The sequence below is a fragment of the uncultured Acetobacteroides sp. genome (assembly GCF_963667355.2).
GTDB lineage: Bacteria > Bacteroidota > Bacteroidia > Bacteroidales > ZOR0009 > Acetobacteroides.
This window is the reverse complement of sequence record NZ_OY763328.2, coordinates 440,343-457,076: the sequence shown is the minus strand read 5'-3', so window position 1 is coordinate 457,076 and position 16,734 is coordinate 440,343. Positions and strand designations below refer to the sequence as shown.

Genomic DNA, 16,734 nt, shown 5'->3' with positions numbered 1-16,734 from the left:
GATGAAGTACGTTAAGTTAGGTAATACAGGTTTGGATGTATCCAAGATCTGTCTGGGTATGATGAGTTTCGGGAAACCAGGTAATGAAAACGGTCTTTTCCCTTGGGCAAAGAATTTTGAAGACGCTAAACCGATTTTCAAAAAAGCAATTGAGTTGGGTGTCAATTTTTTCGATACTGCCAATATCTATCAAATGGGATCAAGCGAGGAAGTGACTGGTAAATTGATCAAAGAGTTTGGATTGGATAGAGACGACATTGTGGTTGCAACAAAAGTTAGAATGGATATGCGCCCAGGTAAGCCCAATGGCGGAGGTCTTTCCCGTAAAGAAATTATGAGTGAAATTGATAAGAGTCTGAAGCGTTTACAGTTGGATTATGTTGATCTTTATCAGATCCATCGTTTAGATCCCCTTACTCCTATGGAAGAGATTATGGAAGCTCTTCATGATGTAGTTAAAAGTGGTAAAGTAAGATATATTGGTGCTTCTACCATGTACGCATGGGAATTCGAACGAATGCAAAATATTGCAGAAAAAAACGGTTGGACAAAATTTGTTTCCATGCAAAATCAATACAACCTGATATATCGTGAGGAAGAGCGTGAAATGATTCCGTTGTGTCAGGATCGCAAAGTGGCAATTATCCCTTGGAGCCCACTTGCTGGTGGACGCGTTGCACACCCTTGGGGTACTAAAACTTCTCGTGTTGAGATTGACGAAGTTTCAAAATGGGTTTGGGATGGCACAAATGCATTGGACAAAGTTGTAGTAGATAACTTGGAGAGGATTGCTAAAGAATGTGGTGTGTCAATGGCACAAACTGCTCTGGCTTGGATGCTTAGCAAACCATTTGTAACATCTCCTATTGTTGGTACAACATCTGTACACCATGTTGAAGAGGCTGTTGCCGCTCTTGATATTCAACTTTCTGTTGATGAGATTGCTGCACTTGAAAAACCCTATGTAAATCATCCCGTTTTAGGTATGATGTAATAACACCTTTATATGAGGGTGTTAGATCGGCACCCTCATATAAAAGTTATCTTCCCTGAAAGTAAATTGAAAAAATATATATGACAGGAAAAGCCATAAAAAATCACGAAGAATTATGGCCTGGTAATACTCCAATTGAATCAGAGCCTGAACTGATTGAGTTTTTTGGAAATTTGGTTTTCGATGATGTTTCAAGTTATGGTAACATCGATATCATAAATCAGAGTGATGACTGCGATGAGTTTTTGCATTGTTCAAGGTGCTCTGGCTGAATGCAAAATAGTTTGCCAATGTGCCATTGAATATAGCTCTTGCCTTATATCCGTTACCTCAAAACTTTAATAACACATTGAATGCTATTAACGAGGTATTACGCTATTTAAAGGCATTGCATTGGATTGTTTGAAGCAGATAGTTTTTGACAAATTTAAAACACAATAAAAATGGAAAATTTCAGCTTTTATATACCAACAACCGTTCATTTCGGCAAAGGTCAGATCGCTAATTTAAGCGCTTCGATAAAGCAGTTCGGAGGAAGCAAAGTCTTGCTTGCTTATGGAGGAGGAAGCGTTAAGAAAAACGGTATTTATGATGCCGTTGTCGCAGAATTGAAAAAAGTTTCCATTGCTTTTGTTGACTGCGATGGCATTAAACCCAATCCACCTGTTGAGGATGTAAACCGAGGCATTAAGATTTACAAAGAGAATGCATGTGATTTCATTTTAGCCGTTGGTGGAGGTTCTACAATTGACGCTTGTAAGGCAATGGCTGCTGGTGTTTGCTACAATGGCGATGTGATGGATCTGATGGCAGGTGGAAAAGGAGAAATTAAAGCAGCTGCTCCATTGGCATCTGTATTAACTATGGCAGGTACAGGAAGCGAATTGGATATGGGTGGAGTAATTACTGCTGGAGAAGACCATAAGAAGCACACAATTATGCATCCGCTTCTTTACCCAAAATTCTCTATACTCGATCCAACCTATACTTTTTCAGTGCCAGAAATTCATTCGATGGCCGGTTGTTTCGACGCCTTGAATCACCTTATTGAGTGTTATTTTATTGCTGGAAGCGAATCTACCGATGTTCAAAACATGATGAACGAAGGGCTGATGAGGTCAATCATTAAAAATGCTCCTTTGGTTCTCGCAAATCCACAAGATTATAATGCTAGGGCTAACATTATGTGGGCAAGTTCAATGGCCTTAGCAAGTTTCCAGTTTGCAATCGGTAAAAAAGGTTCAAACTGGCCAATGCACAGTATGGGGCACGAGTTGTCAAGCCTTTACGATATGACTCACGGTGTTACTTTAGCGCTTATTGCTCCTGCTTATCTGGAATTTTCCCTACAAAAAGCCCCTGAATATACGTGGTTGTTCGCAAATTTCGCCAGAAATGTATTTGGGGTGATTGAATCCGACGATGCGGTAGCAGCAACAAAAGGCATTGAATGCCTAAAAGAATTTACCTTGAAAATTAAGATGCCTAAAAACCTCAAAGACGCTGGTGTCGAAGAAAGCAAACTAGAATATTTGGCAGCTAAAGCAACTGAGTGGGGTAACATTGGCGCACTCTGCAAAATTGAAAAAGAAGAAGCCTTTGAGATATTCAATAGGGCCTTTGCCTAATTAATTGGAGCCTCCGAGTTTAGCATCCTTGGAGGTTCTATTCAATAATTTCCTTACGGCTGATTTAATTAACCCATTATCATCTACTTTTTATATGAGTAAAAAAGTTGTAGTCATTTCGTCAAGTCCTCGTAGAGGAGGTAATTCTGATATTTTATGCGATCAATTTATTACGGGTGCACATTCGGCTGGTCATCAGGTTGAGAAATTTTTTCTTAAGGATAAGAAAATCAACTATTGTACTGGATGCGGCGTCTGCCTTAACGGCGAAAAAAGCTGCCCTCAAAAAGATGACATGGCTGATCTCCTCTCAAAACTGATTGCAGCAGACATCATTGTAATGGCAACACCAGTGTATTTCTACACCATGTGCGGTCAAATGAAAACATTCATCGACCGAATTTGTGCCCGATACATCGAAGTCAAAAACAAAGATTTTTACTTTATCGTTACAGCGGCCGATAGCAATAAACAAGCTTTAGACAAAACCATCGAAGAATTTCGTGGATTTCTAGATTGTCTCGATAATCCGAGTGAAAAGGGGATTGTCTATGGTACAAGCGCATGGAACATTGGAGAAATTAAAAATTCAAAAGCAATGTCTCAAGCGTTGGAAATGGGAATAAATATCTAATCATTTAAAATGCCTTCATCTTTAAAAGTAAAATTTTCTAATCGGTACTTGTTTTATCTGTTTCTACCTCTTGTAGTAGAACAGTTTCTAGAGTATTTGGTAGGTTTGGCCGATTCTATTATGGTGGCTCATGTCAGCGAATCGGCTGTCTCTGGTGTTTCGTTGGTCGATTTTGTAATGGCATTGCTTATCAGTCTTTTTGCTGCGTTATCAACGGGTGGTGCTGTTATTGCAGGTCAATATCTTGGTAAAAAGCAAGTTGATGATGCAAAAGAAGCCGCAAATCAGCTTATTTGGTTTTCTGGTGCTATTTCTGTTATCATCATGCTGATTGTTTACCTTATTAAACCAATCCTATTAAATACGCTTTTCGGTCAAATTTCCAGTGAGGTTCGTCAAGATGCAAATACCTACCTAATGATTACTGCATTATCTATACCTTTTCTGGCTATTTACAGTGCAGGGGCAGCCATTTTTAGATCGATGGGTAATTCAAAGCTCCCAATGCAAATTATGCTTGCTATGAATCTTGCCCATGCAGTTGGTAATGCTATCTTGATTTTTGTTTTTCATTTGGGAGTGGAAGGTGTTGCCATACCAACACTTTTGTCGCGGATAGCTGCTGCCGTTATTATCGTATCGTTAGCGCTAAACAAGAAACAAGTTTTATGCTTAAATCGAAGCTTTTCGCACAAGTTTAATTGGGATATGCTTAAGCGGATTCTCGGTATAGGATTACCTTATGGACTGGAAAACGGCCTCTTTTACCTGGGGCGTATTGTTGTTCTTAGTTTAGTGGCATCGTTTGGTACTGCTGCTATTGCCGCCAATGCCGTTTCGGGGACAATTGTGATGTTCCAGGTTTTACCTGGAATGGCTATAGGCTTAGGCTTAACAGTTGTTGTCTCTCAATGCGTTGGTGCTGGGGAACTAGAATTGGCACAGTATTACACAAACAAGATTATGAAAGTTGTATATGTGGCCAATATCATTAGTTGCGTAATAGTTTTGGCAATCCTTCCCGAATTAATGCATATCTATAATCTTTCAGAAATGGCTACTTCTTTGGCCTCCAAAATTGTTTGGGCTCATGGATTGCTATTTGGCCTTTGGCTTATACATTACCGGTTACGTTCAGAGCCTCTGGCGATGCTAAATTTCCCATGTGGGTTGCTAGTCTATCTATGCTCCTGTGTCGCATAGTATTGGCTTACTTGTTCAGTATTTATTTTAATATGGGCATGTTTGGAACTTGGGTAGCAATGTTTGTTGATTGGATTGTAAAAGCCGCAATTTTCATCTATAGGTATTTAAGTGGCCAATGGATGCAGTTTAAAACAATATAGTATTAAGCAATGGAGAAGATCGTTTTAAATAACAATGTTGAAATGCCAATCATAGGTTTTGGCGTTTATCAAGTTACTGATGCACAAGAGTGCGAAATCAGTGTTTTGGAAGCTATTAATGCTGGTTACAGATTAATAGATACAGCTTCGGCTTATGGCAACGAGCAGGCTGTTGGTAAAGCGATAAAAAGAAGCGGAGTGGCCCGAAATGAGCTCTTCATTACCACAAAGTTGTGGATTTCAGATGCCAGCTACGATAAGGCCAAAAGTGCTTTCGAAAAGTCTTTATCCAATTTGGGGTTAGATTACATTGATCTGTACCTTATTCATCAACCCATTGGCGATGTCTATGGTGCTTGGAGGGCAATGGAAGAACTATACAAAGACGGGAAAATTAGGGCTATCGGCGTGAGTAATTTCCAGCCCGACCGCCTCATGGATTTAATGATGTTTAATTCGGTTGTGCCTGCGGTTAATCAAATAGAAACACACCCATTCAATCAGCAGGTCGACGTTCAAACGTTCCTTTCCGAAAATAACGTACAAATCGAATCCTGGGGTCCATTTGCCGAAGGAAAGAACGACATCTTTAAAAACGAAGTTCTTGTAAGTATTGGCAAAAAATATAACAAGTCGGTTGCTCAGGTTATCCTCCGCTGGCTTACACAACGGGGAGTTGTTGTAATCCCTAAATCAGTTCGTAAAGATAGGATCATTGAGAACTTCAATATTTTCGATTTCCAATTGAGTAACGATGATATGGAATCAATTAAAACCCTAGATAGTGGTAAAAGCTTGTTTTTCGACCATCGCGACCCTGCTATGGTTAAATGGCTGAGCAGCTATAAATTGTAAAGTAACATCCAAGTTGATGAGCAGAACTATAAGAATATCTATTGAGGGTCGAAAGTTTGAAGCATCGCTTAACAGCAATCAAACTGTGGACGACCTCTTGAAAATGTTGCCCTTAGAGTTGACATTACAGCGTTATGCAGGGCACGAATATTTCGGCAAGTTGCCACAAAAACCTTCCGTAAAGGGGGTGGAGATGACATCTTATGCTCATGCTGCAGGCATTTACTATTACGATGGCTGGGCTGCCTTTACCGTGCTTTATGGTGATGCAGACATCACCCCATACAAAGTCGTTCATCTTGGAGATTTGGATGACGAAGTGATACTATTTCTGAAAAACTCGGATGCTCTTGTAGCCGCTAAAGTTGAAGTTGTAGATTAATGTTTTAAAACAAAACGAATATGTCAAAATGTTTAATCGCGTATTATTCGCGTAAAGGACAAAATTATGTTGGCGGAAGTATCAAAAATCTGCCGATCGGCAATACCGAAGTAATTGCAAAGAAAATTCAAGAACTAACGGGCGGTGATTTGTTCCATATAGATACCATTTCACCCTATCCCGTAGATTATATGCAAACAACTAATGTTGCAAAAGAAGAACTCAACACCGATTATCGACCTGAATTGAATGATAGGGTAAGTAATATGGATGATTATGACACCATTTACCTGGGATACCCAAACTGGTGGGGAACATTTCCGATGGCAGTATGTACTTTTCTGGAATCGTACAACCTCTCAGGCAAAACCATTATCCCGTTTTGTACTAACGAAGGCAGCGGATTGGGGCATAGCGAACGTGATATTAAAAAGCTTTGTCCAAGCGCAATAGTTCTTCCGGGTATTGCTATTCGTGGAGGTTCAGTAACCAATGCCGATAAACAGGTTGAAAGTTGGGTTAAAAGCCATTCAAAATAGTTATCGTGGACAAAAACAGATTGGAGGCATTCTCAGATGGTGTTATGGCCATAATCATCACCATCATGGTGTTGGAATTCAAAGTTCCTCACGATACCAGTTGGGAATCGTTGTGGAACCTATGGCCTGTATTTCTGAGTTATGCGCTAAGTTTTGTTTTTGTAGGCCTTTACTGGAGTAGCCACCACCATCTGTTTCACATGGCCGAAAGGGTGAACAATAGAATACTTTGGTCCAATATGCTGGGCTTATTCTTTTTATCGTTCACCCCTTTTGCAACTGCTTGGATGGGCGAAAATACGTTTAACAGCCAAACTGTAACCCTCTATGCTGTAATACTTAGTCTTTGTGTTGTATCGTACTTACTTTTAGTGCATCAATTACGGGCTCTTCACGGTTACGATTCAAAGTTCTCTAAAACATTTAAAGGATATACCAAAATCTTCATAACCATTTCATTAAATTCTTTGGCTGCACTTATTGCGTTTTTTGGATACCCGAGAATAGCGTTTATTTTACTTATCCTGACTTCCTTGGCATGGTTTATTCCCAACCATCGATACGAAAACCACATTACTGATGAGGATTAACTTAATGATCTGTAAATAAAATCCATTGTTTTCAGATCCTTATCATTCTCCCTGCACATTATCACAACACAATGATAGTATGCAAGCCAAGAGATAATACGCTGGATAATATCGAGTTGTATTAAAAGCATCGAAAGCGTTAAATTAGAGGTTGTCCACTAGTGAAGCCTCTTTCTAAGAGTGTATTCCTACAAAAAAAAGCAGCGAACCACAAACCCGAAGGCCCATAGCTCGCTGGTGGGTCCGTCTCGCAAGACTGACACTACAAATATATTGTAATCCTAAGATAAAACCCTAGTTGAAGCATTGACTTTCAAACAAGCAGTTAGTAATTCTTTTATCACTAAGCATTACAAAAGAGCACGCAAAGCGGCCAACGCCTAAGCCGTTGTAAAAGTTTTGTCGAAATCTCCTCTTTCGATGCCGTTCCCGACATCGCCATCATCGAGCAAAACGCCATCTACAAAAGGGTGGTAGAAGTAGGCTCATCCAGCATCCTCACCCACGTTTTCGACATCCAGAAAACCCCAAATTTAAAATACATTTTTGACACCCATTTAGCGCAAAAAGTTAAAGATCAACTATTTTAGACGGATGTTATTTTTGAAATGAACACATAATATCTACACAAATAATTAATTACATTTGCTTGAAATTAACGTGATTTTTCCATTAACTTTTAAAAACCTATTGATGCCTACTGATTTCACAATTATAATCTCTAACAATGACTTACCTGCATTAATTAATCAATTAACTTCTATTCTTGAAGTTGAGGAGAATTCAATAATAAATGTATCTATAAGTCTAACTGCAAGTTATACCACTCCGGATATTTTAATAACATTGTCAGCCTTCTTTAGGAACCTCAAATTGAGGAAAATTGACGTTCATGGTACAATATTTCCAAATCCTAATAATGAAGGTTATCTCAGTAGGATAAACTTTTACGATTCTTTGGGAATTAAATTTCAAGAGAAATACCCTAGAAAGTCCTCTCAAGGTAAATTTTTAGAAATCACCAACTTTAACGTTAAGGACGACTTTCGAATCGTTGATCAAATCATCTTAATATTAAAAAGACAATCAGTTCTTGACACTGACACTATGAGTGTTTTAAGCTTTTGCCTTGGCGAAATACTTGGTAATATTTGCATTCATTCTGAAACTCCAAATGGAGGGTGGGCTGTTTGTCAACATTTTCCTAATCAAAGAAAAATATTATTAACTATTTGTGATACAGGTATAGGTATTCATAAAGCACTAACCATTTCTCCTTTATACAGTGAATGGTCCGAAGAAGAAGCCATAAGTCAATGTATCAATGAAAAGGTAACCAATGGAAAAGGGAAAGGATACGGTCTTTTTGCAACTTCTAATTTTGCAAGGACTAATCAAGGGAATTTAACTATTTATTCTGGCAATCACTTTCTTAAAGTTACTAATAGTAATACTAGTGTTCATAGAATGAACTTTTGGCAAGGAACTATTGTTAATCTGGAAATTAATACTAATATTGCGGTTGATGTTAATAGTGTAACTCCTAATTATAGTGATTATAGAACAGATTATCTTGAAAGATACGAAGATGCAATTATTGACAATTTGTGGGATTAGCAATTTTTAAAGAATAATTATTATGGAAAAGCGAGTGCAATTTTCAATTTTTAGCACAAATTTATCAACAAGAAATTTAGGTGCAATTATTCGCGAGTCATTCATATCTGATCTTAAGAATGGCAATAAAGTAATCTTTGATTTAAGCAACATTGAATCAATCTCAAATTCTTTTGCAGATGAATGTTTTGGAAAACTACTCATCTCATACCAAGTAAATGACTTAAAATCTATTACTTCATTCGCAAACACAACCCCCTTTATTAAAGACACTATTCTTTTTGCTTTAAACATAAGGCTCAAGGACTTAGTTTGCTAATAACATAAATAACATAATTCAAAGAAAAGGATTTAAAGTCAATTAAATCCTTTTCTTTTTTACTATACTTGTAACCAATATTATTCTCTTATCAATACACGTACTGCAAAACGAATAGGCCTAAATGTCAGAAACAAAAGCACAAACCATTCAATCCGAGGCTATTCTCAAAAAACAGTTCATCGAGCAGTTGGTAGCCGAAGGATACTCGCGAGCCATTATACCCGACGAGGATGCCCTATTGATGAACTTCCGTCAACAATTCGAAAAACAAGATGACAATTCTCTCACGTTTGAATCGTTTGTTTTTCAAGTTAATTCATTAAGAATTAGTGATTTTTTAATTGAGGATTCACTCAAAAAGATCTTTGTCTCATATTTCTTGAAACTATCATCCATCGATGATAAAATCTCTCACCTGCAGCAGCAGCAAACAGCTACCGCCAGTTCAAAAAAGCTCTCTTACAGCAAATGTTTGTATAAATATCATATAAAAAATGAATAACGAATTCAATCCAGATGATCATCCCCATGTTTGGCACTACACCTCAATAAACTCTCTAGTAAATGGGTTGATTGAAGAAGATGGTAATCTATGCTTTTGGGCATCTCATCGTCAATATTTAAACGATCCGATGGAAACAATTTTAGGTGTTGATTTAAGAGATAGACTAATCAACGAAAAATCCCTAAAAATAAAATATGGAAAAGCAACACCTGATATATTTATAGTATCATTTTCCCTCTCTCCAGATATTCTTCCAATGTGGAATATGTATGGAGGTAATGGGAATGGCATTATGTTAAAACTTGATTCAAAGTTACTCAACGTAAAAGAATACAGTATGTATCATATGGAATATGACACAATTGAAGTAATAAATCAAATTGAAAATAAATTGGATGATAATTTAAATAGTACATTTACAGAAGGTTGTCCAGAAGATACTTGCAGCAGGGAATCAGCAGTTGTACTCGGAGAGATATTAATTACAGCAAACCTTCCTGAAAAAATAAAAAGTAATTCTTATCAATATGAAAATGAAGTAAGAATTTCACATACAACAGATATTCAACATAGTTTAAAGGATATTAAGTATAGATGTTCAAACGGGGTTATAATACCGTATATGGAATTTCGATTTCTCAAAGAAGCGCTTAAAGAAATCACTATAGGTCCCACAAACGATTTTGAACGCTCTAAATTCTCATTAAAGATGTTTTTAGATTCCAAAGAATTAGGTGATGTCAAAATATCAAAATCCGAAGTTCCTTATCGTGGTTAGAGTACAAACCAATATCACCAACTTCCTATTATCCCTCGATGATAAAATCTCTCACCTGCAGCAGCAGCTAACCAGTTACCGCCAGTTCAAAAAAGCCCTCTTACAGCAAATGTTTGTGTAGCATTATACCCATTAATAATCTATCAATTATGGAAATAGCAAGTATTACAAGAATTATTCAGTTCAAGAATGAAATAAAGGAAAAGATTTCCTCTATTGATAAGAATGCACATAGCGGTAGTACCTTTGGGAGTGAAAGTGAATACACCTATAAAGGGCTAATTTCTGGTGTCGATAGCCTACTAACAGATATAACTACGCTAACTAAATCACCGCAGCAATTCTTAAAACTATCAACCTATAATGAAAGACAAAACATAATAAATGCATTATCTCATATCTCATCGTATTTAAACGATCCTAGCACGCTTATTTCCTACCTTGATACACTTAAAACAGCAATAAGACCATTCCATATACGCTATACAAAAGAACGCCTTCTAGATTTTGATGCTGAACTTTCAGAGTTGGTTCGAAAGAAATCTCAATTTGAAGAAGAGTTAGCAGGTCTTTCCAAAGCAAAAAGGCAAATCAGCAAGGAAATTGAGGCTTATATTAAAATAAAAAAGGAAATCGAAGACCTTAATGCTAACTTCCATTCTGAATATGATGAAACAATAGATAAATATGGTTTGCTTATCACGCTAATAGATAAAGCAAACAACTCTGTTACAGATACTAACAATCTAATTACAAAATCAGAATCCAATTTTAATTCTATCGCAGACACTTTAAACCGTTCTAAAGAACTGTATAGTAAAATAGAAACCTTTAGTAATGGTATTGATTCTGCTTCAGACAAAATGAAATTGATTAATATACACTCAAATGAATTCGAACAGAAGATGCACGGATATGACATTACAATCAATGATTTAAAAGTAAAGGCTTTAGATCTAATAAATAATGCAATAGAGGCTCTAGGTTACAGCACAGCCAAAGGCCTAAGCGCTTCATTTCAAACTCAGATTAATAAAATTAAAAAATCTTGGTATTGGTCGTGGCTTATCGGTTCCGGCATTTTTCTTGCTGCAACAGTAGGCGTTGGGATCTGGATTATAATAGATGTAAAGCCAGATAACTCTTCATTATGGGCTAATATCATTGGTCGTCTAGCAATAACTCCATTCACAATTGCAGGTGCAATCTTCTGTGCAAATCAGTACATCCGTACTAAGAATATACTCGATGATTATTCCTATAAGTTAGTCATTGCTCAATCTATTGTTGGTTTCTCAGAGCAATTAAAGGACAGTACAACAAGTTCAGAAGAATACAAAGACTACATCAGGCTTGCCCTCGAACAAATTCACCAAGACCCTCTCCGCAAGCGTCCCAAAGTTTCTAAAGATGTAGATGGTGGTATTAAAAATGGCATCGACTATGTACTCGAAACGGCTCAAAAAGTAGTCAACTTAACTAAACCAGGTGAGAAATAATATAGTGTCCTATAGAACCCAGTTCGGCTTAGGTTCCTGCCTAATTCGAATCTATCCCCGCAGGCTCTTGCCTGCAATTACCTCGCCAACCACACTCTATTTCAAAAGCACAAAGCTCGGCAGTATTTGGGGCTACGCCGAGTTCCGCCGCGCTACGTTTGTAATGCCGTCGAACTTTTGTAGCGGTTTTTAACCTTTATCAATCCGCTTAATCGCAGATTCCCATGCTCCAAGTTACTCAGGTTTGTATACAATCATTAGCCTATCTTCCCCCTAAGTAATAGTTTAGTGAAATTTGTCTATTGTGTTTCACCCCACCATTCCCTACCTCGCCATGACTTTGTTATCATAAAACAATAGACGGTGTATACCTTTCGAGTAGCTTAAAGTATGCTATTCATTTCTATCTGCACTTCCTCTCTATTACATAAAAATTAATATGCCTAATTTAGCCAAAAGTATTCTTGGCCTTATGATTTGACGAAAGATGTTGCATGTTGTATTAGTTTATTTGTATTAGTTGAATAATGTTAGAATTGAAAATATGGAACTATGAATACATAGAAGAATGTGATCGGAACATATTTACAAATCGTTCTTTCCGTGATTCATAACAAATGGTTTTAAGTACTAATCCTTTTGTTCTTATATCTTCAAGTTTAGACAACATTAGCATTACCGACCCATTGTGTACTTCATACACATGCTCAATATTTGATTTATCTTTAAATTTAAAACCTGCAGAAGGACTTTCAATATTAAGATTTTCTATACAAGAAGCCGATAGTTCAAGTTTAAATTTAGACTTCTGGTTATCTGAAATTGCAATAATAGCATTGTCAAATTTTTCTACTCGAGTTACAACATGGTAATCTAAATACCAAGCATTGCGTTTAAAACGATCGATAAGATGCTTACATAATTCATCCTTGTTTTTTATATCATTAAAACTTATCCCAGAAGCTTTGAAAAAAATAGAATGGCCTTTATTGAATCCAACAACTAAATTTCCTTTTATGACATGAGAAGCAGAAATATCTAGATCTGAGATGTTACAAGATTTTTCGCAATATAAAATAGTGTTATCGCAATGAGGTTTTATCGTTCTCTTTCTAAGTTTTAGCTCATTATCGATATAAATATTTCCTTCAGAAATAAAAACACCATTTCGCATAAACCCATAATCACCAAGTTCTACAGGTTCTATAGGAATCCAAGTAGCATGATACTTTAGGAAATGCTTATTTATTTTATGTGCATAACACTTTGAAATTGAAGTCATAATCTTAATTTTTTAATTTGCATTAAGCAACCCAAGAATAGAAATGTAATAACAAAATTCCTTCATCAAATTTTGTTTTACACAATATATTCCATACTTGTGCAAACAATCATTTTTTTTATGTAAAAAATATTACACAAATCAGTCTTGCATAAATGAAAAGGAACTTCTTTTTTCATTCATCTTTGATAGGTGTAGTTTAATCCGCTCTGTATCTTTTTTTTCTTAGACTCTAACTCAAGATCAATCTATTTGCGGTTCTTTCCCCTCCGTTCACCTAGGTTTCAACTTATAGCGAATCTATCTCGCAGTTTACAACCCCAGTTCGGTTTCGGCTCCTGCCTAATTCGAATCTATCCCCGCAGGCTCTTGCCTGCATTTTCCTCGCCAACCGTACTATAATTCAAACGCTCAAGGCTCGGCGGCATTTGGCTACGCCGAGCTCCGCTTCGCTACGGTTGTAATGCCGTCGAACTTAAGTAGCGTTTTTTAATCGCAATCGAATGTATTAGCAACAGGCATACGCCTTTTAAAACACCTTCTGCTATTTATTGGCTGGTATCAGATGCTTATCTAATCCCCCTTATCTACTTGTTTTTGGCAAACTTCACCACAACTCCCATTTTTTACACTTTCGCTTTTTAAGAGTTTTTACGACTTATCAGGGGCTATTGCTATTTAACACATCATCCATATGGTAGATTTTCCATATTACATGGAAAATTTTCTGAACAAAACTACCATATTCCAGTTTTGCAGTCTATATTTGTAAGTAATTTACCATTTTAAAGCATAAATCAATGATACAGGAGTTTTCTGCCGAAAATATCTACTCTATCCGCGAGAAGCAAACCATATCCTTCGTCGCTTCAAAGGATGCATCTTCTCAGGAACTCCTTACCCACGAGGTAAAGCCAAACTTACGCCTACTAAAGTTGGTTATTCTTTACGGTGCTAACGCATCTGGTAAAACCAACCTCCTTTTTGCCATGCAGCAACTTTGGAGCCTCCTATTTTATCCCAAATCAAATAAAGAGGCTTCTATTGAACGTTATCCGTTCCTTCTTGATAATAAAAGTATTGAGCAACCAACTGTACTCTCTGCCATTTTCTATATCAACTCTATCAAGTATCAGTACTCCGTTTCTTATAACGAAAACCAAATAATTTCTGAAGAAATGAAGTATGCTCCTAACGGCATTCTTTCAAGATTCTATATTCGTACCGCATCAGAAGAAAGTGATGCCCCAAAAATTGAGTTTGGTGACCTTCTTGGTCTGTCCGCTAAGGCTAAAGACATCATTATAGCCAATACCTTACACAACCACACTGTTCTATCTACCTTTGGAAAGATAACAGTTGATGCAGAACCTTTTAGCATTGTCTATAAGTGGCTCAAGAACACCGTACACGGTGTTTTCGAAAACCTCAAATTTATTGACATCACCAAGTCTATCTTAGAAAGCCCCAACAAAAAACGATTCTTTCTTGATGCCATAAAAAAAGCAGATTTCAATATATCCAACCTAGATATTGTAGAAATAGAGTACGACCTACCTCCGAATATTAGGGAGGCTATCTCTAAAAATGATACTATACCATCATCTGAAAAAAAACGCCTATTAAGCGAAACAAGAGAGGTTGTAGAATTTTCACACACTACAAATGAAGGTGCCTTCCCTCTAATCTCAGGACTTCAATCAAAGGGGACTATCCAGTATTTTACCTTACTCGACAAGTTATTCAATATGATAAATGGTAATCATATCTACATGATTGATGAGGTAGAGGACCAATTACACTACGACCTGTTAATTTACTTCCTGTCTAGTTTTTTGCTCAACTCCAACGAAGCGCAGCTTATTGTAACCACCCACAACCAGCAGTTGCTAGACGAGGACTTTATTCGCCGCGATATGGTGTGGTTTGCCGAGAAAAATAGGCAATCTGCAGCATCTGAATTCTACTCCGCTGCCGATTTTGGCCTTCACAAAAACATATCTCTTTACAACGCCTACCGCTCAGGTCGCTTAGGCGCTAAACCTTCTACAGGTTCACTTTTCTTGGAGGATTAACCAATGGTGCTAAAACGTAAAGTTCAACCACAACGCATATCTGTTGCAGTTATTGGTGAAGGTATTACTGAACAATACTATCTGCAATCAGTAAAAGATTTTGTAGGTGTTAATCTCGAACCTAAACTTCCAAAATATTCAGAAGGTTTTGATTACTTAGAGCGTAAGATCAAAGAGTGTATAGAATTAGGCTACCCAAAAATTCTTTGTTTAATAGACATGGACAACAAGGCTAACGCTCAAAATAAAGCCATGTATTCCAAGTTGAAGGATCGTTATCACAACAAAATTATTAAAAACAAAAAAAAAGGGTTAGAAAGTAAAATTGTTTTCTTCGAAACCGAACGCTGTCTCGAACTTTGGTTTCTCTACCATTTCCAGTATACTACACGGAAATTTAGCAGTTATTCCGAGTTGGAAAGAAGCCTTAAAACTTACATCCCCTCATATGAAAAAAGTGAACGCTTCTTTATCAAAGCGAGAGGTCTCCATAGGCTAATCACCAAAGATTGCAAAGGAAACTTTACAACAGCTTTAGCAAACTCTACAAAGTCAGTTTCTTCTAAACTTCAAGATAATCGAGATTATACCTATAGCGAGATGTCCGATTTCTTTAAAGAAATCACACCATCCTCCCAATAAACGCATAGGCGGCTCCTTCCCTTCGGGTAGCCGCCTTTTCGCCATAATTGATTTTCAACTCCACTATATCACTCTACACTTTACTCCCTGTTCTCTTCGGAGATTCCCCGGGGCTGTTTGGGGCCTTTGGCTACAGCCTGTCATGCTTTTTGCATTCGGCACCCTTCGCTTCGGTCTGCTCCAATGCCCTCAATTCCTTCGGGCATCCCAGCAGCCCTTCGCTACGGCTGCCGAGCAAAAAGGCGCAGCTTTCCCCCGGCCCCTGCTGCTCACGCCAGGCTTCTGCCAACGGAAGCTACTTTACCATAACGCGATGTTATAGTACAAACCCCAAGGGGCTACGCTTCGCTCCGGGCTGCGCCTTTATCCTATAACCGCATTATGCAAAGTAGCCCCCAAAACAGCCCCTCGCCCGCCCACCGCCCCTAAATTCAAAGACCACAGCATTCCCCGCCACCCTTTCAGCGGTGCAGTTTTGGAGGGGGAATTTAGGGCAGCGCATCTATCATGTGCCTGCGGTAGCGGCCAACGTTCGCTCATCCGCTCCTCCCTGGCTCCAGCCCATGCTCGTTTCTCGCAAGCCCGTCGCCGCGGTCGGTGCTGCTTCGCTACCTTTTGTCCGCCACCTCGGCACCCCACGGCAAAAGTGGCTCAGGCCTCACCGCTGTTCGTTGCTCCACCGGTCTGTCGCTGCTCCGTTCGTTCCTCCCTCCGCAGTCGCCACCCCGTTCCGCGCCTCACATCGGCTCCTCCCTCGCCACCCTTGCCCAAAACCCCCAGCACCCTTGACACCATCGGCCACCCCCTCCAAAACCGCCCTTTATTCACCCCGCTAAAAGACACTCAGCGTTTCCCTATCGTTGTAACTCTAAAATCTAATGTCTAATATCTATCGTCTAAAACTCCCGCCCTCCCCAGCCGATACGAAATGTAAGTCGTTCCGCGCCTATGCGTCAAGGTCAAGCCCTACGGGTTTTTCGCAAAATCTCCACCCTCGCCTTCGTGCCTCCGGCTCAGGTAGTATTTTCCGAAAAAACCTTGACCCG

The 16,734-nt window shown here is 38.3% G+C and carries 16 protein-coding genes; 15 read left to right on the top strand and 1 reads right to left on the bottom strand.

The window, feature by feature from the left end; translation table 11 throughout:
• Position 1: 1 nt before the first annotated feature.
• The 13 genes from ACHZA1_RS01890 to ACHZA1_RS01830 all read left to right on the top strand — a co-directional run bounded on the left by ACHZA1_RS01890 (position 2) and on the right by ACHZA1_RS01830 (position 11,689).
• A complete protein-coding gene (locus ACHZA1_RS01890) occupies positions 2–994 on the top strand; it encodes an aldo/keto reductase (protein ID WP_320053548.1) in 993 nt (330 codons plus the stop codon).
• A gap of 443 nt (positions 995–1,437) precedes the next feature.
• Entirely contained in the window at positions 1,438–2,622 is a 1,185-nt protein-coding gene (locus ACHZA1_RS01885) for an iron-containing alcohol dehydrogenase (protein ID WP_320053547.1), read from the top strand.
• Positions 2,623–2,716: 94 nt separating this feature from the next.
• Positions 2,717–3,256, top strand: coding sequence for a flavodoxin family protein (locus tag ACHZA1_RS01880; protein WP_320053546.1), 540 nt, complete (start codon positions 2,717–2,719; stop codon positions 3,254–3,256).
• A 9-nt stretch (positions 3,257–3,265) separates the two neighbouring features.
• Entirely contained in the window at positions 3,266–4,459 is a 1,194-nt protein-coding gene (locus ACHZA1_RS01875) for an MATE family efflux transporter (protein ID WP_320053545.1), read from the top strand.
• A gap of 152 nt (positions 4,460–4,611) precedes the next feature.
• On the top strand, positions 4,612–5,457 hold the full coding sequence (locus tag ACHZA1_RS01870; RefSeq protein ID WP_320053544.1) for an aldo/keto reductase: 846 nt from the start codon (positions 4,612–4,614) through the stop codon (positions 5,455–5,457).
• 16 nt (positions 5,458–5,473) lie between these two features.
• The gene (locus tag ACHZA1_RS01865) at positions 5,474–5,839 is read left to right on the top strand and encodes a cyclophilin-like fold protein (protein ID WP_320053543.1); all 366 of its coding nucleotides are present in this window, start codon (positions 5,474–5,476) and stop codon (positions 5,837–5,839) included.
• 20 nt (positions 5,840–5,859) lie between these two features.
• A complete protein-coding gene (locus tag ACHZA1_RS01860; RefSeq protein WP_320053542.1) occupies positions 5,860–6,378 on the top strand; it encodes a flavodoxin in 519 nt (172 codons plus the stop codon).
• A gap of 5 nt (positions 6,379–6,383) precedes the next feature.
• Positions 6,384–6,968 (top strand): TMEM175 family protein, encoded by a 585-nt coding sequence (locus ACHZA1_RS01855; protein WP_320053541.1) that lies wholly within the window; start codon positions 6,384–6,386, stop codon positions 6,966–6,968.
• Positions 6,969–7,661: 693 nt separating this feature from the next.
• Positions 7,662–8,585, top strand: coding sequence for a hypothetical protein (locus ACHZA1_RS01850; RefSeq protein ID WP_320053540.1), 924 nt, complete (start codon positions 7,662–7,664; stop codon positions 8,583–8,585).
• 22 nt (positions 8,586–8,607) lie between these two features.
• Positions 8,608–8,904 (top strand): STAS-like domain-containing protein, encoded by a 297-nt coding sequence (locus ACHZA1_RS01845; RefSeq protein WP_394701051.1) that lies wholly within the window; start codon positions 8,608–8,610, stop codon positions 8,902–8,904.
• A 124-nt stretch (positions 8,905–9,028) separates the two neighbouring features.
• Positions 9,029–9,409, top strand: a complete 381-nt coding sequence (locus tag ACHZA1_RS01840; protein ID WP_320053538.1) for a hypothetical protein — start codon at positions 9,029–9,031, stop codon at positions 9,407–9,409.
• Entirely contained in the window at positions 9,402–10,190 is a 789-nt protein-coding gene (locus tag ACHZA1_RS01835) for a DUF2971 domain-containing protein (RefSeq protein ID WP_320053537.1), read from the top strand. The genes ACHZA1_RS01840 and ACHZA1_RS01835 overlap by 8 nt, the downstream gene beginning before the upstream one ends.
• A gap of 149 nt (positions 10,191–10,339) precedes the next feature.
• Entirely contained in the window at positions 10,340–11,689 is a 1,350-nt protein-coding gene (locus ACHZA1_RS01830; protein WP_320053536.1) for a hypothetical protein, read from the top strand.
• Positions 11,690–12,239: 550 nt separating this feature from the next.
• Here ACHZA1_RS01830 and ACHZA1_RS01825 read toward each other — a convergent pair.
• Positions 12,240–12,971: a hypothetical protein gene (locus ACHZA1_RS01825; protein WP_320053535.1), complete on the bottom strand. Its 732-nt coding sequence runs from the start codon at positions 12,969–12,971 to the stop codon at positions 12,240–12,242.
• 800 nt (positions 12,972–13,771) lie between these two features.
• Between ACHZA1_RS01825 and ACHZA1_RS01820 the strand changes: the two genes are divergently transcribed.
• Together ACHZA1_RS01820 and ACHZA1_RS01815 are read left to right on the top strand one after the other, a co-directional pair.
• Positions 13,772–15,046: an ATP-binding protein gene (locus tag ACHZA1_RS01820; protein WP_320053534.1), complete on the top strand. Its 1,275-nt coding sequence runs from the start codon at positions 13,772–13,774 to the stop codon at positions 15,044–15,046.
• A gap of 3 nt (positions 15,047–15,049) precedes the next feature.
• Entirely contained in the window at positions 15,050–15,688 is a 639-nt protein-coding gene (locus ACHZA1_RS01815; protein ID WP_320053533.1) for an RloB domain-containing protein, read from the top strand.
• The last annotated feature ends 1,046 nt before the right edge of the window (positions 15,689–16,734 follow it).